Origin of the sequence: Flexivirga alba (genome assembly GCF_042661025.1) — a bacterium.
In the GTDB taxonomy this organism is placed as follows: Bacteria; Actinomycetota; Actinomycetes; order Actinomycetales; family Dermatophilaceae; genus Flexivirga; species Flexivirga alba.
Window position 1 is genome coordinate 213902 of record NZ_JBHSWH010000001.1, and the last position, 23033, is coordinate 236934.

Genomic DNA, 23033 nt, shown 5'->3' on the forward strand with positions numbered 1-23033 from the left:
GAACTGTCGGCCATGCCCCTCCGGTTACGCCTGAGCGTCCTGATGGTGGCATTGCTGGCTGTCGCCCTGCTGGCGAGCGGCGCCACCGTGACCACCCAGGTCCGCAGCTTCATGAGCGCCCGGCAGGACGCCGAATTGCGTGCCGCGAGTGCCCATCTGGTCGACAGCGCGGTGCAGAGCCCTGCGTCCGAGCAGCGCGCCTTCGCCTTCGTCCCCACCAACACCTACGCGATCGAGCTGCAGACCACCGACGGCCACGAACGCAGCCTGGCCACCGACCCGGGCAATTCCTCGACGGACGGACCACTGCCCGCCATACCCCGTCTGACCAGCTCTGATTCGCGCGTCCGTAGCGGACACGTCTTCAGCGTCGGGTCCAAGAACGGCGACACCACCTGGCATGTCGTCGCGGGCACCGTCCGCACCGACAAGGAGACGCTCGTCTACGCCGTCGCGGTGTCGATGGACCACACCAACGACGTCATCGTGCGGCTCGAGGTGGTGATCGTCTCGGTCGGACTGATCGCGCTGCTCGCCTGTGCCGCACTCGGTTGGTTCGCCGTACGCCGAGCGCTGCGGCCGCTGCGCAAGATCGAGGACACCGCCCGCAGCATCGCGCGCGGCGACCTGACGCAACGCGTGCCGGTCCCCGGCGCACAGGACGAGGTCGGCAGCCTCAGCAAGTCGCTCAACATCATGCTTGCCCGCATCGAGGACTCCTTCGCCGTACGCCGCGCGTCCGAGGACCGCATGCGGCAATTCGTCGCAGACGCCTCGCACGAGTTGCGCACCCCGCTGGCCACCGTGCGCGGGTATGCCGAGCTCTTCCGGCTGGGTGCGGTCTCCGAGCCGGGAGAGGTACGGTCCGCGATGCGCCGGATCGAGGACGAAGCAACCCGGATGGCGACAATGGTCGACGACCTGCTGCTGTTGACACGGCTCGAGCGGCGCCACCAGGACGACAACGTCACCGAGCGCCCGCCCACTCCGGTCGACCTCACCGTCCTCGCCGCAGACACGGTCCAGGACGCGACGGCGATCGACCACGACCGGAAGGTTCGACTGCGTGGGCTGGGCGGACCGGTCCGGCCGACAGTCGTGCTCGGCGATGACGCCGCGCTGCGGCAGGTGCTGGGCAACCTGATGGCCAACGCGATCCGCTACACGCCTGCCGGGTCACCGATCGAGATCGCGGTCGGCACGATCGGCGACGTCGCGCAGGTCCAGGTGATCGACCACGGTCACGGTGTCCCGGCGAGCCTGCACGATCGCATCTTCGAGCGCTTCTACCGCGCCGATGCATCGCGCAACAGCGAGCACGGCGGCAGTGGGCTGGGCCTGGCGATTGTGACGGCCCTCGTCGAGGCCCACAAGGGCACGGTCGAGGTGAAGGACACCCCCGGTGGTGGCGCCACTTTCGTCGCAAAAATACCCTCGATGCCGACGGACACTGCCAACGAGACCACCGCACCGCCGGCCACGAGGGAGCCACAGGAAGCCCACAGGTTCGACGAAGCGCCACAACAGACGGACGGCGTTGAGTAGGAATCAGTGAAGGGCCACCCGCCGAAGGCGCATCGACCACAACAAGGGGTTACGAGAGATGTCGTTTGACCAGCAGCCTGCTGATGACAGCCGGGGCAACGACGTGCAAGGTGACGGCACACAAGGTGACGACACAACCGGACGCATCTACGCGTCCGACGACCACACCGCGCACCTGCCGGCGCATCCGCGGCCGCAGTCGACCTACGGCGAGCCCCAGCAGCAACCACAACAGCCACCGCAGCAGCAGCCCCAGCAGCAGAACCCGTATGCCGCGCCGGTCGGCGCCGGCCAGCCCCCGTTCGGCTCCGGTCAGCAGCAGACCCAACAGCCGTATGGCGGGGCGCCTGTGCAGGGCGCTTACGCGGCACCGTCATACAACAACGGCGGCGGCCCGCAGGGCGGCTTCCCCGGCGGGCCCTACAACCCGGCCGGCGGACCCGGCGATGGCTCCGGCGGCAGTAGCCCCAAGCGCAGCAAGCGCTGGGCCGCGGTCCCGGCCGCCGCAATCCTCGCGGCCGCGCTGGCCAGTGGCGGCACGTACGCGCTGACCAAGAACGACAACGGCTCGTCGGCGTCCAGCGGCGGGGGCACGACGGTGATGCAGGCCAACCCTGCGGACTTCGGCAACGCCGGCAACGTCAACTGGGCGGCAACCGCGAGCAAGGTCTCGCCGAGCGTCGTGTCCATCACGGTGACCGCAGGCAGCCAGGGCGATCAGGGCTCCGGGGTGATCCTCGACAAGGCCGGCAACATCGTCACCAACAACCACGTGGTGACCGGCGCCGGCAGCAAGCCAACGGTGACCGTGACGCTGAACAACAACCGCACCTACAACGCCAAGGTCGTCGGCACCGACGTGAGCACGGATCTGGCCGTCATCAAGCTGGAGAATCCGCCGACGGACCTGGCGCCGATCTCCTCGGCGACGACAGCAAGCTGGTAGTCGGCCAGCCGGTCATGGCCGTCGGCAACGCGCTAGGTCTCGCCGGCACTGTGACGACCGGGATCGTGAGCGCGCTCAACCGCCCGATCACCACTCACCAGGAGAGCCAGAGCCAGAGCCAGAATCCCTTCGATCAGCAACAACAGCAGCAGTGCACCGACAAGAACTGCTCGACGACCAACGCCATCCAGACCAGCGCGGCCATCAACCCCGGCAACTCTGGCGGTGCCTTGGTCACCGGGTCCGGAAAGCTGATCGGCATCAACTCCTCGATCGCGACTCTCGGCGGATCTTCAGCTTCTTCCCAGTCGGGAAACATCGGGATCGGGTTTGCTATCCCTGTGTCCGTCGTCAAGAACATCACCTCGCAACTGATGGACACCGGCAAGGTGAAGCACCCGCAGATCGGTGTGGGAGTCGATCCGAGGCCGGCGACCGTCAAGCTCGGCAATGCGACGTTGCAGGCTGCAAAGATCGTCAAGGTCAACTCCGGCTCACCTGCGAACAAGGCCGGACTGAAGGTAGGTGACGACGTCATCAGGTTCGACGGACAACAGATTGGATCTCCCCCGTCCGATTCGCTCATCGGTTACGTCCGAGCGCACAGCGTCGGGGACAAAGTCACGCTGACCATCGTTCGCGGTGGGAAGCAGCAAGACGTCTCGGTCACTCTGGGCGAAGCATCGTCCAGTTAGACCGTGACGAAAGGACCCCGGGCACTCTCCCTTCCTCCGTTGCCCGGTAGGTCCTGACGGGGTGGATCCGGCTTGTGACGGGGCCGGATCACGCGAGGGGCGCCTTTTTCGGTGGTCGTGGGTAGGAGAGAGCGTTAAGCTCGCTCCTCCCCCACCCGAAAGAGGCGCCCTTTCGTCCCACCCCACGAAGTTCTCCTCCGCTTCGCTCCCCCGATACTTCGCGGGGACCCCGGGTTCCTCCGGTCCGAAAATTCCTGGAGCTCATGGCAACTGACACCGACCTCGAACCTGAACGCGCCTACCTCGCAGCTGCCCGCGCCGACCTGACCCGGATGCGCGAACGCGCCGAATCGCTCGACCCCAACCGGGCCAGCGACGGCGACTCGGCATACGAGCTGGCGAAGACCCTCGCCCGACGCGTCGCGTCGTTGCAGGACGACCCGCACACCACGCTCTTCTTCGGGCGTTTGGACTTCATCAAGGCACCGCACATCGACCGGGGCCCCCGCGAAGTATCGGAGGAGCGCAGCGGGGGAGAACTTCGTGGGGTTTGGTATATAGGTCGGCGGCACGTGAGTAACGCCGACGGCGACCCGGTGGTCCTCGACTGGCGAGCGCCGGTCTCCACCGCGTTCTACCGGGCGTCCCGGACAGAGCCGATGGGCGTCGTGCGCCGCCGGCGGTTCGGGATCGACAAGGGCCAGATAACTGCCATCGAGGACGAAAACCTGCTGGCCGCAGAGGAACCCACCGGCAAGAGCGAGATTCTCGCGCAAGAGATCGAGCGACCGCGCACCGGACCGATGCGCGACATCGTGGCGACCATCCAGCCGGAGCAGGACCTCATCGTGCGCGCCGGTGTCGAGACGTCCGTGTGCGTCCAGGGGGCACCGGGCACCGGGAAGACCGCCGTCGGATTGCACCGCGCTGCGTGGCTGCTCTACACCCACCGCGACCGGCTGGACCGCTCCGGCGTCCTGGTGGTCGGGCCGAACGGTGCGTTCCTCGATCACATCAGTGCGGTGCTGCCGGCCCTCGGCGAAGTACGCGTCGAGCACTCGACGGCCGCCGACCTGGTCGCGCACGCGCGCGTGCGATCCGTCGACAGCACCGATACAGCTGTCCTCAAAGGCGATTCGCGTATGGCGGAGGTCCTCCGCCGCGCCCTGTGGTCCCGAGTCAACGCGCCCACCGAGGCGCTTGTCGTGCCACGTGGTTCACGCAAGTGGCGGATCCCGGCATACGAGGTGCAGGAGATCGTCGACGAGCTGACGACGCGCGGGGTGCGGTTCAATGCGGCCCGCGACATGCTGCCGCGCCGGCTGGCGCACGCAGTGCTGCTGCGCATGGAGCGGTCGGGCGACTCCCCCGACGACCAGGTGCAGGAATCCGTGGCGCGCTGCGCTCCGATGAAGAAGTACTCCGCGTCCGTGTGGCCGGCGGTGGACCCCGCGCAGGTGCTCTTCGACCTGTGGTCCGATCCAAATCGGCTGGAAGCGTCGGCGGACGGCGTGCTGGATGCCGATGAGCAGCGAATCTTGTTGTGGGACAAGCCGGCTCGCAGCAAAGGCGCCGCCAAGTGGTCGACCGCCGATCTCACCCTGCTGGACGAATTGCATGATCTGCTCGGCCGGACCCCCAGCCTGGGTCACGTGGTGTTGGACGAGGCCCAAGACCTCTCCCATGCAACTGCGCGCGGTGGGGCGGCGCTGCTCGACCGGCTCGGTGACCGTGCTCGGTGACATCGCGCAGGGCACGACGCCGTGGGCGACGGACAGCTGGGAGACCGCGATGCGGCATCTCGGCAAGCCTGAGCACCACCTGGAGGTGCTCGACCGCGGCTTCCGGGTGCCGGCGTCGGTGATCGACTTCGCGGCGCGACTCCTGCCATCGATGGCGCCGGGGCTCGGGTCGCCGGGGCTCGGGTCGCCGGTCAGCGTGCGCGACAACCCGGGTGAGCTGGTGCTGGTCGCGACGAGTGCGGCGGAGCGGCCGGCTGCCGTCGTCGACGCGGTCCGCGCGGCGCTGGATGACATCGGATCGGTCGGCGTGATTGTCCCGGATGCCGTCGTCACGAAGGTGTCGAAGTCGTTGCAGGACAACGACATCGAGCACGGGCAGCTCGACGTCGCGTCCGGTGACGACGCCGATCACCGGGTCCAGCTGGTGCCCGCCACGGTGGCCAAGGGCTTGGAGTTCGACCACGTCGTCGTGCTCGAGCCCAGCGACATCGCCGACGCGGAGCCGGACACGCGGACCGGTCTGCGCCGGCTCTATGTGGTGCTCACCCGCGCTGTGACATCGCTGCGCGTCATACACTCCCGGCCGCTGCCGGACGAGCTCACGGCGACCGACTGACCGCGGCCCAGCGCCTGTGGATAACTTCTGCGGGCAACCGGGCGGTTTGCCTACCGTCGTCCCCATCACGTCCGCACCAGGCGGACGACTTCTTGGGAGGCAGACATGCACACTCCGAACGACGGCTACGCCGTCAACGCTGCACAGCTCGGCCAGCACAGTCTCGACATCGGCCAGATCGGCCAGGAGATCGACACACTGATGCAGGTGATGAAGGGCAAGCTCGCCACGCTGCAGGCCAGCTGGACGGGGCAGGGCGCCAACCAGTACGCCTCGCTGAACCACGAGTGGACCAAGGCACAGTCGCGGGTCCGCACGGCGCTCGCCGACATCGGCAACACTGTCGGCTCCGCCGGCACCGCCTACGCGCAGGTCGAGACCGACGTGGTCAAAGCCTTCAGTACGCAAGCCTGACGCGAGGATTCGTTCCTCATCCTCACGTCGCCTGCCCGTGTTGAGTGGCGCTGGCCTGAAAGTTCCCCGGGGTGGGGTCAGACCGTGGCCGCCAGCTCCGTCGCCTGTGCGATCGCACGCTTGGCGTCGAGCTCGGCGGCCACGTCGGCACCACCGATCACGTGGCGTGCTGCGTCGTCGTCCCGCACCAGATCACGCACCGACTCCTGGCCGGCGCAGATCACGACCGTGTCGACCTCGAGCAAGCGTGACTGCGGCTGGCCGTCCTTGCCGCGCACGGTGATGTGCAGCCCGGCATCGTCGATGCGGTCGTATGTCGCCCCACCGATCAGCTCGACCTGCGCGTCCTTCAGCGCCGCACGGTGCACCCAGCCGGTGGTCTTGCCCAGGCCCTTGCCCAGCGGGGCCGGCTTGCGCTGCAGCAGGTAGACCTGCCGACGAGGCTCGGTCGGGCGCTTGGCGGTCAAGCCCCCGGTGCCGTCGGGTCCTCGGTCACGCCCCACTGAGCTTGCCAGTCCGGCAGCTTCTTGTGCTGGTCCTCCAGCACCGACCGGCCGGAGGACGGCGATCGATATCGGTCTTTAACTTGAGGATGAGGAACGAATCCTCGAGTTAAAAACTCGCTGACGTCATACCCGATACCGCCGGCGCCGATCACCGCGACGCGACGGCCGGCCTCGACCTCGCCGCGCAGCAGTTCGTCATACATGACGACGCTGGGGTGGTCGATGCCCTCGATCTGCGGCACACGCGGCCGGACCCCGGTCGCGACCACGACGTCATCGAAGCCCCTCAGCTCGTCCTCGGTGGCGCCGACGCCGAGTCGGACCTCGACGCCGAGCACGTCGAGCCGACGCTCGTAGTAGCGCAGCGTCTCGGCGAACTCCTCCTTGCCGGGCACCCGCATCGCCAGCCGGAACTGCCCACCCAGGTGCTGCTGACGCTCGAAAAGCGTGACGTGGTGGCCGCGTTCGGCACTCGAGACCGCCGCAGCCAACCCCGCGGGACCTGCACCAACCACGGCGATCCGACGCCGCCGCTTGGCCGGCACCGGCAGCAACACGAGCGAGGTCTCGCGGCCCGCACGCGGGTTGACCAGGCAGCTGGCCTTCTTGTTCGCGAAGGTGTGGTCCAGGCAGGCCTGGTTGCAGGCGATGCAGGTGTTGATCTCGTCGGCGCGGCCCTCGCGGGCCTTGCGCACGAACTCGGGGTCGGCCAGCAGCGGGCGCGCCATCGACACCAGGTCGGCTTGCCCGCTGGCCAGGATCTCCTCGGCGACCTCGGGAGTGTTGATCCGGTTGGAGGCGACGACCGGTATGTCGACCTCCTGCTTCAGCCGCGCGGTCCAGTCCACGAACGCGGCACGCGGCACCGACGTGACGATGGTCGGCACCCGCGCCTCGTGCCAGCCGATGCCCGTGCCGAACATCGACGCTCCGGCGTCCTGCAGCTTGTCGGCAAGAGTGACGACCTCGTCCCAGGTCTGCCCGTCCTTCACCAGGTCGACCAGCGAAATCCGATAGTTGACAATGAAATTCGAGCCAACGGCTTCGCGCACTCGGCGGACGATCTCGACCGGGAAGCGCATCCGGTTCTCGGCGTTACCGCCCCACCCGTCCGTGCGGTCGTTGGTGCGTGCCACGAGGAACTGATTGATCAGGTAGCCCTCGGAACCCATGATCTCGACGCCGTCATACCCGGCCAGCTTGGCGAGTTTCGTCGCGCGAACGAACGCGTCGATGGTGCGCTCGACGCCCTTGCCGGACAACGCCCGGGGCTTGAACGGTGTGATCGGAGACTTCTTGCCGCTCGCCGAGCGGATGAACGGGTGATAGCCGTAGCGCCCGGAATGCAGCACCTGCAACAGGATTCGGCCGCCCTCGGCGTGGACGGCATCGGTTATGACCCGGTGCTTGCCGGCCGCCCGCTTGGTCGTCATCAACGAACCCGCCGGCAGCAGCCACCCTCGACGTTGGGTGCGAAGCCACCGGTCACGATCAAACCGGTGCCACCCTTCGCGCGCTCGGCGAGGTATGCCGCCAAGCGGCCGAAGTCCTTGCTGCGGTCCTCGAACCCGGTGTGCATCGAGCCCATCAGGACCCGGTTGGCCAGTGGGACGCCATCGATCTCGATGGGTTCGAGCAATCGGTCGAATGCCACGGGTATGCCGTCCTTCGCGCAGTGGGAGTTCCGCCGATGTTACCAGCGAGTAGCCAATGCCGATCCTTGAGGAGTTCGTGAGGCACGAGCGAACGTCTCGAAAGGGAGGTACCTAGAAATGCACCTGCGCGCCCATCACGACGGTCCGATCCTCGGGCAGGCGGTAGTAGACCGCGGGGTTGGCGGCGTTGTGCGCCATACCGAGGAATAGGCGCTTGCGCCACTTGCTCAGCCCGGGCAGTGATCCGTGGTGCACGCTGATCCGGGAGAGGAAGTAGAAGGCCTCGTCCGGATCGAGGTTGATTCCCTGTTCGCGCGCTGCACGCAGTGCGTGCGGGACGTCCTGGTCGTCCTGGAAGCCGAAGTTGAGCTGGATGTGGGCCACGCCGTCATACGGGTCGCCGAGGCTGCTGAATTTGAACTGGTCCTCCGGCGCGACGTGCGGCACGTTCCGAGACACCGACGACACGATGAAGACGTTCTCGTGGGTGACGTGGTTGAAGGCCACGTTCTCCCGAAAGGCCAGCGGGGTGGTCTCGTTGTCCGGATGCAGGAACACCGCGACTCCGGGGACACGCGTCACTTCGCAGCCGTGCAGGTAATCGATGAACTCCGTGAGTGGGCCCTCCTTTCCGCGGCGCAACTCGGAGACGATTGCGGCACCCCGGCGCCAGGTGAACATCGTGGTCGCGACGACCGCGGCGATCGAGAGCGGCAGCCACCCGCCGTGGATGACTTTCGCCAGGTTTGCGGCCAGGAAGGTCAACTCGACCGAGTAGAACAACACCCCGACGAGGATCAGCCGCCACTTCGGCCATTTCCACGCGGACTCCGCGTAGACGAGGAAGAGCGTCGAACTCAGCACGAGGGTGCCGGTGACAGCCAGCCCGTATGCCGTCGCCAGGTGTTGAGACGAGCGGAAGGTCAGCATCAGGACCAGCACGCCGACGAACAGCGCCCAGTTGATCGACGGGATGTAGATCTGGCCGCTCTCGTGCTCGGAGGTGTGCAGCACGGTGAGCCGCGGGAGGTAGCCGAGCCGCTCGGCCTGCCGGGCCATCGAGAAGGCCCCGGAGATCACCGCCTGAGAGGCGATGACGGTGGCCATGGTCGCCAGGATCACCATCGGCCATTGTGCCCACGACGGGCCGAGGAGGAAGAACGGGTTGCGTATGGCGCCAGGCGTCTCGGTGATCAACGCTCCCTGGCCGAGGTAGTTGAGGGTCAGGCAGGGGAAGACCAGGAAGAACCACGCGCGCCGGATGGGCGAACGCCCGAAGTGACCCATGTCGGCATACAGCGCCTCGGCCCCGGTGATGGACAGCACGACCGCGCCCATCGCGATGAACGCGACGAACGGGTGCTCGAACCAGAACTGGAGGGCATAAGTCGGTGACAACGCGCGGATGATCGCCGGGTTCGGAACGATCTTGGTCAATCCGAGCACCGCGATGGTCACGAACCAGACGACCATGACGGGCCCGAACAGCTTGCCGACCACAGACGTCCCGAAGCGTTGCACCATGAACAAGATGACGATGATCGTCACGCTGATCGGAAGTATGACGTTGTGCAGCTGTGGCGCCGGAACCGCGAGACCTTCAACCGCGGACAGCACCGAGATCGCCGGCGTGATCACGCTGTCTCCGCTGAACAACGACGCCGAGAAGACGCCCAGCACCATCACCAGCGCGAACCGTTTGCCGCCCGATGGGACCGCGCGCCGAGCGAGCGCGGCCAGCGCCAGGTCACCGCCCTCACCGTCGTTGTCGGCGCGCAGGATGAAGACGACATACTTGATGCTCACCACGATGGTGACTGCCCAGAAAACGAGCGAGATCACGCCATACACATCCTGGTGCGTCGTGGCGACCCGATTGTGGTCCAACGAAAAGATGGTCTGCAGCGAATACAGCGGGCTGGTCCCGATGTCGCCGAAAACGACGCCGAGCGCACCAAGGGTCAAGGTCCACAATTTGCCACGATGCGTTGTGGCCGCCGCCGGCGTTGTCACAACCGCAGATTGTGCCCTATGAAGATGCGAAACGGCCGCTCACCCGTGCGGGTGAGCGGCCGTCCCGTGTGAAGTTCGAGAACTTCGTTGCCTGGCTTAGAAGCCCATGTCTCCCATGCCACCGGACGGGTCGGCCGGCATTGCCGAAGCCTTCTCCGGCTTGTCGGCGATGACCGCCTCGGTGGTGAGGAACAACGCGGCGATGGAGGCTGCGTTCTGCAGCGCCGACCGAGTCACCTTGGTCGGGTCCGGGATGCCGGCCTCGAGCATGTCGACGTACTCACCGGTGGCGGCGTTGAGGCCTTCACCGACGGGCAGCGACTGCACCTTGGCGGCAACCACGCCGGGCTCCAGGCCCGCATTGGCAGCGATCTGCTTCAGCGGAGCCGCGGAGGCGACATTGACGATGTTGGCGCCGGTCGCCTCGTCACCCTCGAGCTTGAGGGAGGCGAAGGCGAGCTTGGCAGCCTGCAGCAGTGCGACGCCGCCACCGGCGACGATGCCCTCGTCGACCGAGGCCTTCGCCGCGCGAACGGCGTCCTCGATGCGGTGCTTGCGCTCCTTGAGCTCGACCTCGGTGGCCGCGCCGACCTTGATGACCGCAACACCGCCGGCCAGCTTGGCCAAGCGCTCCTGCAGCTTCTCGCGGTCGTAGTCGGAGTCGGAGTTCTCGATCTCGGCGCGGATCTGGCTGACGCGACCAGCGATCTGGTCTGCGTCGCCGGCACCCTCGACGATGGTCGTCTCGTCCTTGGTGACAACGACCTTGCGGGCCTTACCGAGCAGGTCGATCTCCGCGGTGTCGAGCTTGAGGCCGACCTCCTCGGAGATGACCTGACCACCGGTCAGGATCGCGATGTCGCCGAGCATGGCCTTGCGACGGTCGCCGAAGCCGGGCGCCTTGAGGGCAACCGACTTGAACGTGCCACGAATCTTGTTGACGACGAGGGTCGAAAGTGCTTCTCCCTCAACGTCTTCGGCGATGATGACCAGCGGCTTGCCCGACTGCATGACCTTCTCCAGCAGCGGCAGCAGGTCCTTGATGCTGCCGATCTTGGAGTTGACGATCAGGATGTAGGGGTCCTCGAGCACGGTCTCCATGCGCTCGGTGTCGGTCACGAAGTAACCGGAGATGTAACCCTTGTCGAAGCGCATGCCCTCGGTGAGCTCGAGCTCCAGGCCGAAGGTGTTGCTCTCCTCGACGGTGATGACACCTTCCTTGCCGACCTTGTCCATCGCCTCGGCGATGAGGTTGCCGACGGATGCGTCGCCACCGGCGGAGATCCCGGCAACCGCCGCGATCTGCTCCTTGGTCTCGACGTCCTTGGAAGCCTTGCTCAGCTCCTCGGACACCGCGGCCACAGCAGCCTCGATGCCGCGCTTGAGGGCCATCGGGTTGGCGCCCGCGGCAACGTTGCGCAGGCCTTCCTTCACCATCGCCTGGGCGAGCACGGTCGCCGTGGTGGTGCCGTCACCGGCCACGTCGTCGGTCTTCTTGGCGACTTCCTTGACGAGCTCTGCGCCGATCTTCTCGTAGGGCTCGTCGAGCTCGATCTCCTTGGCGATGCTCACACCGTCGTTGGTGATCGTGGGTGCGCCCCACTTCTTCTCCAGAACGACGTTGCGGCCCTTCGGGCCGAGGGTCACCTTGACGGCGTCGGCAAGGATGTTCATTCCCCGCTCGAGCCCGCGCCGGGCCTCCTCGTCGAATGCAATGGTCTTGGCCATGTGCAGTCCAATCCTCACGTGTTGTTGCGGTGTCAGTCGTATGGCGCCCGCGACGGACGGACCGGGTCCTGCCGAGACTGTCTGAGTCTCGCGAGGTCCGGCCCTCGCCATACATCCGAACTGTCACTCTAACCAGGAGAGTGCTAAAGGCCATTATTGGCACTCTCCCACCGGGAGTGCAAACGGGTGGCGGTGCCGATTCAGTCAACCCAATGGGTCTCGGAGAGGACGCGGGCCGCGACCTGTGCAGGAGTTGCGTCGCCGACGTCGATTGTGAGGTCCGCGGTGCCCGCTTCGTCGAGCAGCCGCTCCAGCTCCGGCGCGCGTCGCACGTGCCAGTCGCGCTCGTCGCCCGGTTCGTGGCGAGCGGTCAAGCGCTCTTCGAGGCGACCGAGCGAGGCGCGCAATCGACCGAGGAACACGAGGCCGACCCGTTATCAGCTCCACCCCAGCTCCTCGGTCGGGCGAGAGTTGTGAAGCCCATCGATTCGTACAGCCGTCGTGGCACGGGATAGGTGTCGTCGCCTCGCGGACCCACCACAGCACTGGTCGCGGCGAGGCCGGCGGCTACCTCGATGATGCCGAGCGGCCGCTTCTCTGATCTGCTGGAAGGCCGATGCACGCGCGGGGTCATCAAGTGTCGGCGAGAGATGTCCGCTGACCTCGGCAGCGTCGCGCTCAACATCCTCAACGACACACCCGACGACACCTTCGATGAAGAACCACGGGTGACACCACCAGGCCGGTCACAGCAGTCACGGGCAGCGACCGCCCACCTGGGCGACGCAACTGTGCCCGGCATCGGCGCCATCCCCGCCGCCGTGATCCAAGCCATGACCCGCTCGTTCGGCACGACGATGACCCGCGCCCTGATCGAGGCCGACACCGGCATCACCCTGGAGACCTGCGAAACCCGCTACCGGCCCAGCCCGAAGTTGCAGCACTTCGTGCGGGCCCGAGACCAGCACTGCCGCTTCCCCGGCTGCAGCCACCCCGCGACACGCTGCGACCTGGACCACGTCATCCCCTGGCCACAAGGACCCACCGCGGCATACAACCTGCACGCCCTCTGCCGCCACCACCACCGCACCAAACAAGCCCACGGCTGGACAGTCACCATGACTCCCGACGGCGTATGCACCTGGACCAGCCCCGCAGGCCACACCTACGTCACCACCCCCGGCGAATAGCTCTCCAGAACAACAGGATTCACCCGCTCGCTCGTCGCGGGCTTCGATACGGCCCCGGGGCCAGCGCTTCGACTTACTCGACGCCGCGCGATCAATCCGCAGGAGCCGATGCCGACCGGATCGAAAGCGACACGACCGGGCCACACGTCGAGGCGAGCACCAACGGCGTCGCGGCGACCACGCAGGCGCGGATCGGCTTGAATGGTCGCGATGACTTCTTCAACCTCCAACACCACGCCCGCACCCTTCGCCACCGCCGTCATCGGCGTCGGCGCCCGAGCCCACCTCGCCAAGAACGTCGAGGAATTCGGCGGATCCGTTGCCGCTGCTGTAGATCCGGACCCGCGAACCGCCGACGCGACCGCCGACCTCTTCGGCGACATCCCGCTGCTGCCCGACGTGACCTCCCTGCTGCGCGACTTCCCTGAGTTGGACGGCGCCATCGTGACGAGCCCGGACGACACGCACGCGGCGATCGCCATACAACTGCTCGAGGCCGGTGTGCCGGTCTATCTGGAGAAGCCGCTCGCGATCACCACCGAGGACTGCGACCAGGTGCTCGAGGCCGCGCACCGCACTGGCACCAAGTTGTATGTCGGGCACAACATGCGGCACATGCACGTGGTGCGCTTGATGAAGGAGATCATCGACCGCGGCGAGATAGGCGAGGTGAAGGCCATCTGGTGCCGGCACTTCGTCGGGACCGGCGGCGACTTCTACTTCAAGGACTGGCACGCGGATCGCTCCCGCGCGGGAAGTCTGTTGCTACAGAAGGGCGCTCACGATCTCGACGTGATGCACTGGCTGGCTGGTTCGTCCAGTCGCGAGGTCACCGGGATGGGCGACCTGGCGATCTATGGGCAGATCACCGACCGACGTGACAACAGCGATCGGCGGATGCGCGACTGGTACTCGACCGACAACTGGCCGCCGCTGTCGCAGACCGAACTCAACCCGGTGGTGGACGTCGAGGACATCTCGATGATGCTGGCGCGACTTGATTCCGGCGCGTTCGTCAGCTACCAGCAGTGCCACTTCACGCCCGACTATTGGCGCAATTACACGGTCATCGGCACGGAGGGCCGGCTGGAGAACTTCGGCGACGGCGAGGGTGGCGAGGTGCGCGTCTGGAACAAGCGGTCCGGCTTCCTGGAGAAGGGCCACGTGCAGTATCCGATCGTCGGTGACGCGAACGGCCACGGTGACGCCGACGTGCTGACCGTCGGTGAGTTCGTCGAGTTCGTGCGCACCGGCACACCGACAGACACCTCTCCCCTGTCCGCACGGGACTCCGTCGCCGCGGGCGTTGCGGGCGCCGAGTCGATCCGCTCCGGCAGCCGGCCCGTGCACGTCCCCGAGGTCGATGCAGAAGTCCGGGCCTACTTCGAGCGCAACCAAATCCGCGGCTGACGCTCAGCCTCGGCCACCGAGCACGCGGAAGTGGTCGAGCCGACTGTCGACCGCGCCGCGCACGTAACCGGCGGCAGTGGCGGCGGTCGCACGCAAGTAGTGAACCGTCCCAGCGGTGAGAACCTCACCAGGCAGCACATTCGGTATGCCGGGTGGGTATGCCGCCAACGCGTCTGCCGAGACCCGACCGACCGCCTCCGATGCCGAAACCTCTTCGTACGGATGAAAGAAGGCTTCGCGAATCCCGATGCGACGTGCGGGGATCGACAACTCCGGCGCCGGATCCGGTGTGCTGCGGACACGCGGCAACTGATGCAGCGCGCCCAGGAAGCGATCGACGTCCGGCTCCGCGATGGCCCCCAGGAGCAGCACGATGGTGGAGTGGGTGGACATCTCAACAGCCACTCGATGATCGCGCAGCAGCAGGTGCTGGGCCTCGCGGCCGCCGATGCCGCCCACGCTCGTGTGGATGACGATCTTCAGTGGATCCAGGTCCACGGCGCCCGGCGAACGGCGCACCCGCTCCGACACCTCCGCGAATCTGCCGCCGCGCCGTACCCCGGCCCGGATGGCCTCGGCCGCCGTGAGCGTGCGCCCGATCTCAGCCTTTCCTTCGACCGCGAGGTGGCGACGTGTCTCGTCCAGCGACATCATCAACAGCGCACTCGAACTCGTCGATTGGAAGGCCCGGTGCGCTCGCTCGACCGCCGGCTCCAGCTGCTTCGCCTGCTCTGAGTGGCCCAGTTGCAGCATCGCCGACTGGGTGAGGGATCCGGCAGTCTTGTGCGTGCTGCTGATGACGAGATCCGCGCCCTCGCGCACCGCATTGGACGGTAGGCCGGGATGGAATCCGAAGTGCGATCCCCAGGCTTCGTCGACGATGAGCGGTACTCCGTGCTCGTGCGCCGCGGCGGCGAGTCCCGCGATGTCGGCGACTGCTCCGAAATAGCTCGGGCTCACCACGTAGACCGCGCTGCTGGCCGGCCGCCTGCGCAACGCCTCGCGGACCGACTCGGCCGTGACGCCGTGTGCTGCTCCGAGCTCCGAATCCATCGACGGGGCAACGAAATGCGGCGTCAGTCCGGCCATCATCAGGCCGTCGATGACACTGGAGTGGACGCTGCGCTGCACGACCAGTTCGGGACCGAGGAAGCGTGCCGCCATACAAGCGACGTGGTTGGCGCCGGACGCTCCGTTCGTGAGCCACCAGACTCGCGAGGCGCCCCACGCCTGCGCGGCCAGCCGCAACGACCGGGCCATCGGGGTGGTCGTTGCGTCACCGCGCAGGTTCCACGTCTCCTGGTCGACGCTGGCCATCGACATCGGGAGGTCCATCCGCATCACCCGGTCGCCGAAGATCGGCGACACCGGGCTGCGGTCCCGGCCCGACTGGTGACCCGGCACGTGCAGCGGAAGCCAGTCGATGTCGGCCATCGCCTGCAGCGACTGCGCGTATGGCGCCGCCCCTGGCCGTCGTCCACATCCGAGACCGATTCATCCGGGTCGGGCAGATTCACAGGCAGGATGTCGACGGTCACGGCTCCCAGCATGGTCGGCATCCGACCGCAAGAGAAGCTTCGAACTGTTAGGTTCAGCGTCATACAGTGTCTGCATGTTGGACCTGCGCCAGTTCGCCGTTCTGCACGCCGTTCGCGAGGGCGGGTCGTTGTCCCGAGCGGCCGCTGAACTTCGCCTCAGCGTGCCGACGGTCACGCACCATCTCGATGCGCTCGAACGCCATCTCGGAGCGCGCTTGGTGAACCGTGGGCCGCGTGGAGCGACCCTGACCGCGCTCGGCGCGATGTTTGCCGACGACGTGGACGACGTCCTCGGCCGACTTGAGCTGGCCACTCGGAAAGTGGACGACGCACGCGAGGCCGGCGCAGTCACCCTCCGCATCGGCACCTTCTCGTCGGCCGGCTCCAGGTTGCTGCCGGAGGCCCTGAACCAATTGAGCGCTGCGACACCGGTTTTCCTCGAAATCGAAGAAGGCGAGCCGACGTCCTTGGCCGGAAAGGTGCGTGCCGGTGAATTGCACGCGGCCCTGGTCTACGACCTCGAGGGCGATCCGGCACTGGATCATCCCGAGCTCACGCGACAGGAGTTGGACATCGAACCGCTGACCGTCATCACCGCTGCGGGGAGCGAATTGGCCGATCAGAGCGTGGATTTCGCCGAGTTGGCGTCTCAGCCGTGGATCCGCAGCCGCGACCGTGCGGGCGCCGCCGAGCGGCAGCTGGTACGTCTCGCCGCCGCCGCAGGTTTCCATCCGCGCACCCTGACCCGCACCGATGACTACACGATGGTGCACGGCCTGGTCGCCGGTGAGCTCGGGCTCGCGCTGATCTCCAGCGCGTCGATCGATCCGCGCTTCGCCGTGGCCGCCGTCCGTGTCCAGCAGCCACTGGGCGCCCGCCGCATCGCCTATGTCACGCCGGCCGACCGGCCCACGCCCGCGTCACTCCGACTCGGCGAGATCCTTGCGCGGCATACGTCGCTGGATCAGCTGTGACCCTCGAGCGCGTCCGCAGCGATCACGCCCGCATCTGCCAAGCGTCGTATGTCGGCGTGCGTGTAGCCGAATTCGCCCAGCACGCCAGCGGTTTCGTCCTCCGGTGACGCTTCCGGCAGCTCGGTCGGCGTCTCGCTGAAGCGCGGCGCAGGCGCCGGATGTCGTATGCCGCCGTGGTCGACATACACCCCCGGGCGATGACGTGTGGATCAGCCGCGGCTTCGTCGGGGTCGAGCACCGGCACCACACAGGCGTCTCGGCCGGTGAAGGTCTCGACCCACTCGTCACGCATGCGCGAGGTGATGCGGGTCGCGAAGGTGACGCGCAACTCCGGCCAGTGCACCTGGTCGTATTGCTCCGCGGGGTCGGCGTCGACACCGAGACCGTCGAGCAGGGTCGCGTAGAACTTCGGCTCGACCGCGGCGACCGACAGCCACTTGTCGTCGGCGGTCCGATAAACCCGATAAAACGGCGCACCTCCGTCGAAGAGGTTGCCGCCGGGCGGCTGCTGCCACATCCCGGACGCCAGCATCGACTGGTGCATGGCGGTCAGCAGCGCGGTGCCGTCGAGGATCGACGCATCGACAACCTGACCCTCCCCCGTCTGCTGTGCCGAGAACAATGCGCTGAGCACCCCTACGGCCAAAAGCATTCCGCCACCGCCGAAGTCGCCGAGCATGTTCAGCGGCGCGACTGGCCGGCCACCGTCCCCGACCGAGGGAGCGAGTGCACCGGACAGCGCCAGGTAGCCCAGATCGTGCCCGGCGTCCCCAGCACGCGGTCCGTCCTGGCCCCAGCCGGTCATCCGGCCGTAGACCAGTCGTGGGTTCACCGCGCGCAGGTCGTCCGGACCGAGGCCGAGCCGCTCGGCGACGCCCGGACGGAAACCTTCGGTGAGCACGTCCGCGCCCCGCACGAGATCCTCCACCACTTCGACACCGGCGGGATGCCGGAGATCGAGATGCACGAACCGCCGGCCGCGCAGCAGCACGCGATGCGCCGCGGCCGTCATACCCCCGTCGTTGCCGAGCCGTCCGACGTTGATCACGTCGGCACCCAGATCGGCCAGCAGCATTCCCGCGAACGGCGCCGGGCCGATCGCCGCGAGCTCCACGACGCGTACGCCGTCCAATGGACCGGGCATGACGCCTCCAGTTCAGAATCCACTTCCGTGACTAAGCGCTTGCTTAGCACTTACTGTAGTGCGGCAGGCCACCGAACATGAGGAGTCAGCCGCAGATGAACGGCATTTCTGGGAAGACCGCGATCGTCACGGGCGCCAGCCGAGGTATCGGCTACGCGATCGCCGAACGCCTGATCACCGAGGGCGCGAACGTCGTCATCACGGCCCGCAAGGAGGAGACTCTCGCGGCGGCGACCAAGAACCTGGGCGAGCGCGCCACGTATGTCGCTGGCCGTGCTGATGACCCCGATCACCAGGACGCGGTGATCACGAAGGCGCTCGACACCTTCGGCAGCGTCGACCTCCTGGTCAACAACACCGGGATCAATCCGGCCTACGGTCCGCTGATGGACATCGATCCGGGTGTTGCGCGAAAGATCATGGATGTCAACGTGATTGCCGCGTTGTCGTGGGTGCAGAAGGCGCGCGCAGCGTGGCTGGGTGAGCACGGTGGCGCGATCGTCAACATCGCGTCCATCGCCGGGTTGCGACCCGCACCCGGCATAGCGATGTATGGCGTCAGCAAGGCCGCGCTCATCCACCTGACCGAGGAGCTCGCCTTCGAGCTCGGCCCGAAAACCCGCGTCAACGCCGTCGCACCGGCGATCGTGAAGACCGACTTCGCCAAGGCCCTCTACGAAGGACGCGAGGAGAAGGTCGCGGCGCCATACGCACTGAAGCGGTTGGGCGTTCCGGACGACATCGGGAGCGTCGTGGCGTTCCTGCTCTCCGATGACGCCGGCTGGATGACCGGGCAGACCCTGACCGTCGACGGCGGAGTGCTGCTCGCAGGGGGCATCTGATGGCCGACCTGCCGGGCCTGGATCTGCAGGCTTTGCAACGGTTTCTGGCCGACGCCACGCCCGGATTGCTCGACGGCCGACTGCACGCGGAGATGGTTGTCGGCGGCAAGTCGAACCTCACCTACGTCGTCTCCGATGGAACGCGCGAGGTCGTCGTCCGCCGCCCTCCCCTCGGCCACGTGCTCGCCACCGCCCACGACATGACCCGCGAACACCGGGTCATGGCGGCACTGGCCGAGACCCCCGTCCCCGTCCCCCGGATGTATGCCGCAAGCACCGACACCGACGTGATCGGCGCCCCGTTCTACGTGATGGAGCGGGTGACCGGCACCCCCTATCGGACCGCCGAGGAGCTGAATCTACTTGGCCCACAGCGGGTTCGGGCGACCGCGGATGCCGTGACCGACACGTTGGTCGAGCTGCACGCCGTGCGACCGGATGACGTCGGCTTGTCCGACTTCGGGAAGCCGGACGGCTATCTGGAACGCCAGGTCCACCGCTGGCGCCGTCAGATGGAGGCCTCGAAGTCGCGCGAGCTGGCCGGCGAGGAAGAGCTGCACCAGCGACTCGCCACCGCCATACCCGAGTCCAGCGGTGCGACGATCGTGCACGGTGACTACCGCATGGACAACACCCTGATCGACGACGCGGACCACGTGGCCGCCGTACTCGACTGGGAAATGGCCACATTGGGCGATCCACTCGCCGACGTGGCGCTGATGCTCGTCTACCAGGCACTCGCCGACGTCGCGCCCGGTGCCGTGTCTACTGTGTCCCGCGCAACCGGGCATCCGACGCGCGCCGACATCGTGCAGCGCTACAGCGAGCGGTCCGGCCGTGACGTCAGTCATTTGGCGTTCCACGAGGCACTCGCCTACTACAAACTCGCCGCCATCCTGGAGGGCATCTACTTCAGATATCAGCACGGGCAGACGGTCGGCGCCGGATTCGAGGACATCGGAGCCTCGACAGAGCCGCTGCTGGCTGCCGGGCTTGCCGTCATACGCAACTATCACGCCGTACCGAAGGGCTGACGCAGCAATGGATTTCGAGTTCGACGCACAGACAACGGACCTACAACAGCGCGTCCGCAAGTTCCTCGATGACGAGGTGACCCCGGCCGAGCCGGCCTTCGAGCAGCAACTGGCCGAGTCCGAGGACCCTGGGCGTGGAGTCGGATGCCGGTGCTGCACGAACTGCGGGACAAGGCCAAGTCGCAGGGCCTGTGGAATCTCTTCCTGCCCGGCGACAACGGTGCCGGGCTGACCAACCTGCAGTACGCCCCGCTCGCGGAGATCACCGGACGCTCCTTCCTCGCGCCGGCCGCCCTCAACTGCTCGGCGCCCGACACCGGCAACATGGAAGTGTTGAACGAATTCGGCACTCCCGAGCAGCAGGAGCAATGGCTGAAACCGTTGCTACGCGGGGAGATTCGCTCGTCGTTCGCGATGACCGAGCCCGACGTTGCCTCCTCGGATGCCACCAATATCGCCACCCGCATCGAGCGCGACGGCGACGAGTACGTCCTCAACGGCCGCAAGTGGTGGATCACCGGTGCGATGAACCCGGACGCGAAGATCTTCATCGTCATGGGCAAGACCGACCCGAGCGCCGAGCGGCACCGCCAGCAGTCGCAGATCCTGGTGCCGCGGGACACCCCGGTCTTGTTGTGAAGCGTGGCATGGAGGTCTTCGGGTATGACGACCACGACCACGGCGGCCACGCCGAGCTGGAATTCCACGACGTCCGTGTCCCGGCGAGCAACCTCATCGCCGGTGAGGGACAGGGCTTCGCGATCGCCCAGGCACGTCTCGGCCCCGGGCGCATCCATCACTGCATGCGGTCGATCGGCTTGGCAGAGAAGGCGATCGAGCTGATGTGTGCCCGGGCTGAAGCGCGCGTCGCCTTCGGCAAGCCGCTGTCGGAGCAGGGCGTCATACGCGATTGGATTGCGCAGTCGCGGGTGCGTATCGAGCAGTTACGGCTCCTGGTGCTCAAGACCGCCTGGCTGATGGACACGGTCGGCAACAAGGGCGCTCACACGGAGATCCAGGCGATCAAGATCGCGACGCCCGAGACGGTGCAGTGGATCCTCGACAAGGCGATCCAGGTGTATGGCGCAGGCGGCCTCTCCCAGGACTTCCCGCTCGCTCGTGCGTATGCCGGGATCCGCACGCTGCGCTTCGCCGACGGCCCGGACGAGGTGCACAAGGCGTCGCTGGCCCGCAACGAGCTACGACGTCAGGCCGAAGCCCGGGGCTAGCTCACTCGGTGTCGAAGCCGAGGCGCCGTGCGGTGCGCTGGCGCATCCGGCCGGCCCGCAGCCGCTGCAGCCGCTTGACCAGCATCGGGTCGTAGCGGAGCGCGGCGGGAGTGTCGATGGTGGCGTTGAGCACCTGGTAGTAGCGGGTAGAACTCATGTTGAACGTCTCGCGGATCGCCTGCTCCTTCGCGCCCTGGAGTTTCCACCAGTTGCGCTCGAACGCCAGGATCGCTGCGTCACGCTCGCTCAGTTCGCCGTCAGTCGACGGCATCACCTGCTGCTCCGCTGCGCTCATGGATGCGGTCCTTTCACTCGTGAGCCGATGTCCGTTCACGATGATAGGCGGTAAATCACATCGATGTCATTCCGGCAAGCACCCGGCGCGGCATGTCGTGACGCGTGTGACTGGAGTTACCGAAGTGAGATCTACGCCATCGAGTCGAGGATCGCAGCGATGTCATCGGTGGTGGTGTTCGGGTTGACGATCGCGAACCGCGCGATGGTCTCGCCGGCGTGTGAGCTCGGCACGACGAACGCCTCCTGGCGCTGCAGCAACCCGTCAGACCATTGCTGATAATCCCGCGGGGTCCACCCGACCCGACGGAACGCCACCACGGACAGGTCCGGCTCACGAACCAACTCGACGTAGGGCCGCTCGTTGATCTGCGCGGCAGCGAACCGCGCAACCTCGAGCGTCTGCTCGATGGCCGCCGTGTAGGCATCAGTGCCGTTGGCGACGAGTGAGAACCAGAAGGGCAGGCCGCGCGCCCGGCGAGTCAGCCCGATCGAGTAGTCCGTCGGGTTCCAGTCGGGCGTTTCGTTCAGGACATCGAGGTATGACGCGTGCTGCGTGTGCGCGGCCCGCGCCAGCGACGGCTCGCGGTAGAGCAGGGCGCAGCAGTCGAACGGGGCGAAGAGCCACTTGTGCGGGTCGACAATGAACGAGTCGCACTGCTCGACGCCCTTGTAGCGGTCGCGAACGCTCGGCGCGGCGAGACCGGCCCCGCCATACGCGCCATCGACGTGGAACCAGATGCCGAACTCCTTGCACACGGCGGCCACCGACTCCAGGTCGTCGATCACGCCGAGGTTCGTGGTGCCGGCCGTCGCGACGACCGCGAAGAACGTCTCGGGGCCTTCCCGCAGCAGCACCTCGCGCAGCGCGTCGCCGGTCAACCGCAGTTGGTCGTCGAGCGGCACCGGCATCAGCTCGGCATCCATGACCTCGCACGCGGACGCGATCGACGAGTGCGATCCGGCGGTCGCCGCCACTCGGAACGGCCTCGCGTCGTCGCGAGTTCGCGCGGCGTTCGCTCGCGCCGTCGCACGAGCAGCGACCAGGGCCGAGAGGTTGCCGATCGTCCCGCCCTGGACGAATCCGCCGCCGGCTCCCTCGGGCAGTCCGGCGAGATCCGCGATCCAGCGCAGCGCCTGGTTCTCGGCATACACCGCGCCGGCGCCTTCGAGCCAGGAGCCGGCGTAGATGGACGATGCACCGACCACGAGGTCGAACATCGCCGCCTCACGGGTGGGTGCGCACGGGATGAACGACAGGTATCGCGGGTGGTCGATCGACAGACAGGCCAGCGCGAGCTCGTCCTCGAAGAGCCGGAGCGCCGCCTGGCCACCGATGCCATCAGCCGAGATCGCTTCGCCGGCAACGGCGTCCAGCTCCTCGACGGTTCGGCTGAAGTCCAGGGGTACGGGATCCAACGAGAGCCGCTCGGCGGCATACTTCAGGATCGCCCGGCCCAGGTCTGCGGTGTCTTCGGTAAAACGGTGCACCCGCAGAGTCTATGGGCCGAGCCGGCC

17 protein-coding genes and 3 pseudogenes are annotated in these 23033 nt (G+C 67.0%); 12 read left to right on the forward strand and 8 right to left on the reverse strand.

All coding sequences use genetic code 11. The features are described 5' to 3' along the window. The first annotated feature begins 12 nt into the window (after positions 1-12). The 6 genes and pseudogenes from ACFQDH_RS01005 to ACFQDH_RS01030 all read left to right on the forward strand — a co-directional run bounded on the left by ACFQDH_RS01005 (position 13) and on the right by ACFQDH_RS01030 (position 5958). Positions 13-1545, forward strand: a complete 1533-nt coding sequence (locus tag ACFQDH_RS01005) for a sensor histidine kinase (protein WP_382397634.1) — start codon at positions 13-15, stop codon at positions 1543-1545. 601 nt (positions 1546-2146) lie between these two features. Continuing rightward, a pseudogene (locus ACFQDH_RS01010) lies at positions 2147-2790 on the forward strand (S1C family serine protease); the annotation flags it as partial. A gap of 75 nt (positions 2791-2865) precedes the next feature. Then, the gene (locus tag ACFQDH_RS01015; RefSeq protein ID WP_382404782.1) at positions 2866-3186 is read left to right on the forward strand and encodes a S1C family serine protease; all 321 of its coding nucleotides are present in this window, start codon (positions 2866-2868) and stop codon (positions 3184-3186) included. Positions 3187-3449: 263 nt separating this feature from the next. Beyond that, positions 3450-4928 (forward strand): HelD family protein, encoded by a 1479-nt coding sequence (locus ACFQDH_RS01020; protein WP_382397636.1) that lies wholly within the window; start codon positions 3450-3452, stop codon positions 4926-4928. Beyond that, positions 4870-5544 carry a helicase domain-containing protein gene (locus tag ACFQDH_RS01025; protein ID WP_382397638.1) on the forward strand — a complete coding sequence of 225 codons (675 nt, stop codon included), beginning with the start codon at positions 4870-4872 and terminating at the stop codon, positions 5542-5544. The genes ACFQDH_RS01020 and ACFQDH_RS01025 overlap by 59 nt, the downstream gene beginning before the upstream one ends. A 105-nt stretch (positions 5545-5649) precedes the next feature. Continuing rightward, positions 5650-5958: a WXG100 family type VII secretion target gene (locus ACFQDH_RS01030; protein WP_382397640.1), complete on the forward strand. Its 309-nt coding sequence runs from the start codon at positions 5650-5652 to the stop codon at positions 5956-5958. A 77-nt stretch (positions 5959-6035) separates the two neighbouring features. On the opposite strand, the pseudogene ACFQDH_RS01040 reads toward ACFQDH_RS01030, so the two are convergent. The 4 genes and pseudogenes from ACFQDH_RS01040 to ACFQDH_RS01060 form a co-directional block, all read right to left on the reverse strand. Beyond that, a pseudogene (locus ACFQDH_RS01040) lies at positions 6036-8118 on the reverse strand (oxidoreductase). A 112-nt stretch (positions 8119-8230) separates the two neighbouring features. After that, complete coding sequence (locus ACFQDH_RS01050) at positions 8231-10132, reverse strand: potassium transporter Kup (protein ID WP_382397647.1); 1902 nt, start codon at positions 10130-10132, stop codon at positions 8231-8233. 96 nt (positions 10133-10228) lie between these two features. After that, the gene (groL, locus tag ACFQDH_RS01055) at positions 10229-11860 is read right to left on the reverse strand and encodes a chaperonin GroEL (RefSeq protein ID WP_382397649.1); all 1632 of its coding nucleotides are present in this window, start codon (positions 11858-11860) and stop codon (positions 10229-10231) included. Between the two features lie 200 nt (positions 11861-12060). Then, the gene (locus tag ACFQDH_RS01060; RefSeq protein ID WP_382397651.1) at positions 12061-12282 is read right to left on the reverse strand and encodes a hypothetical protein; all 222 of its coding nucleotides are present in this window, start codon (positions 12280-12282) and stop codon (positions 12061-12063) included. Between the two features lie 228 nt (positions 12283-12510). Here ACFQDH_RS01060 and ACFQDH_RS01065 point away from each other — a divergent pair, with 228 nt between their 5' ends. Together ACFQDH_RS01065 and ACFQDH_RS01070 are read left to right on the forward strand one after the other, a co-directional pair. After that, positions 12511-13050 carry an HNH endonuclease signature motif containing protein gene (locus ACFQDH_RS01065; RefSeq protein ID WP_382397653.1) on the forward strand — a complete coding sequence of 180 codons (540 nt, stop codon included), beginning with the start codon at positions 12511-12513 and terminating at the stop codon, positions 13048-13050. Positions 13051-13260: 210 nt separating this feature from the next. After that, a complete protein-coding gene (locus ACFQDH_RS01070) occupies positions 13261-14460 on the forward strand; it encodes a Gfo/Idh/MocA family protein (RefSeq protein WP_382397655.1) in 1200 nt (399 codons plus the stop codon). A gap of 3 nt (positions 14461-14463) precedes the next feature. Here the strand turns inward: ACFQDH_RS01070 and ACFQDH_RS01075 are convergent, their stop codons facing one another. Next, entirely contained in the window at positions 14464-15954 is a 1491-nt protein-coding gene (locus ACFQDH_RS01075) for an aminotransferase class I/II-fold pyridoxal phosphate-dependent enzyme (protein WP_382404783.1), read from the reverse strand. A gap of 118 nt (positions 15955-16072) precedes the next feature. Between ACFQDH_RS01075 and ACFQDH_RS01080 the strand changes: the two genes are divergently transcribed. After that, the gene (locus tag ACFQDH_RS01080) at positions 16073-16972 is read left to right on the forward strand and encodes a LysR family transcriptional regulator (RefSeq protein WP_382397657.1); all 900 of its coding nucleotides are present in this window, start codon (positions 16073-16075) and stop codon (positions 16970-16972) included. Between the two features lie 22 nt (positions 16973-16994). Here the strand turns inward: ACFQDH_RS01080 and ACFQDH_RS01085 are convergent, their stop codons facing one another. Next, positions 16995-18116 (reverse strand): CaiB/BaiF CoA transferase family protein, encoded by a 1122-nt coding sequence (locus ACFQDH_RS01085; protein WP_382397659.1) that lies wholly within the window; start codon positions 18114-18116, stop codon positions 16995-16997. Positions 18117-18211: 95 nt separating this feature from the next. On the opposite strand from ACFQDH_RS01085, the gene ACFQDH_RS01090 reads away from it, so the two are divergent. From ACFQDH_RS01090 to ACFQDH_RS23900, 3 genes and pseudogenes are all read left to right on the forward strand, one after another. Continuing rightward, entirely contained in the window at positions 18212-18958 is a 747-nt protein-coding gene (locus tag ACFQDH_RS01090; protein WP_382397661.1) for an SDR family oxidoreductase, read from the forward strand. After that, positions 18958-19992, forward strand: coding sequence for a phosphotransferase family protein (locus ACFQDH_RS01095; RefSeq protein WP_382397663.1), 1035 nt, complete (start codon positions 18958-18960; stop codon positions 19990-19992). Before ACFQDH_RS01090 ends, ACFQDH_RS01095 begins: the two co-directional genes overlap by 1 nt. A gap of 7 nt (positions 19993-19999) precedes the next feature. Then, a pseudogene (locus ACFQDH_RS23900) lies at positions 20000-21221 on the forward strand (acyl-CoA dehydrogenase family protein). Between the two features lies 1 nt (position 21222). Here ACFQDH_RS23900 and ACFQDH_RS01110 read toward each other — a convergent pair. Together ACFQDH_RS01110 and ACFQDH_RS01115 are read right to left on the reverse strand one after the other, a co-directional pair. Continuing rightward, positions 21223-21516 carry a DUF3263 domain-containing protein gene (locus ACFQDH_RS01110; RefSeq protein ID WP_382397669.1) on the reverse strand — a complete coding sequence of 98 codons (294 nt, stop codon included), beginning with the start codon at positions 21514-21516 and terminating at the stop codon, positions 21223-21225. A 131-nt stretch (positions 21517-21647) separates the two neighbouring features. Next, entirely contained in the window at positions 21648-23006 is a 1359-nt protein-coding gene (locus ACFQDH_RS01115; protein WP_382397671.1) for a pyridoxal phosphate-dependent decarboxylase family protein, read from the reverse strand. Positions 23007-23033: the final 27 nt, after the last annotated feature.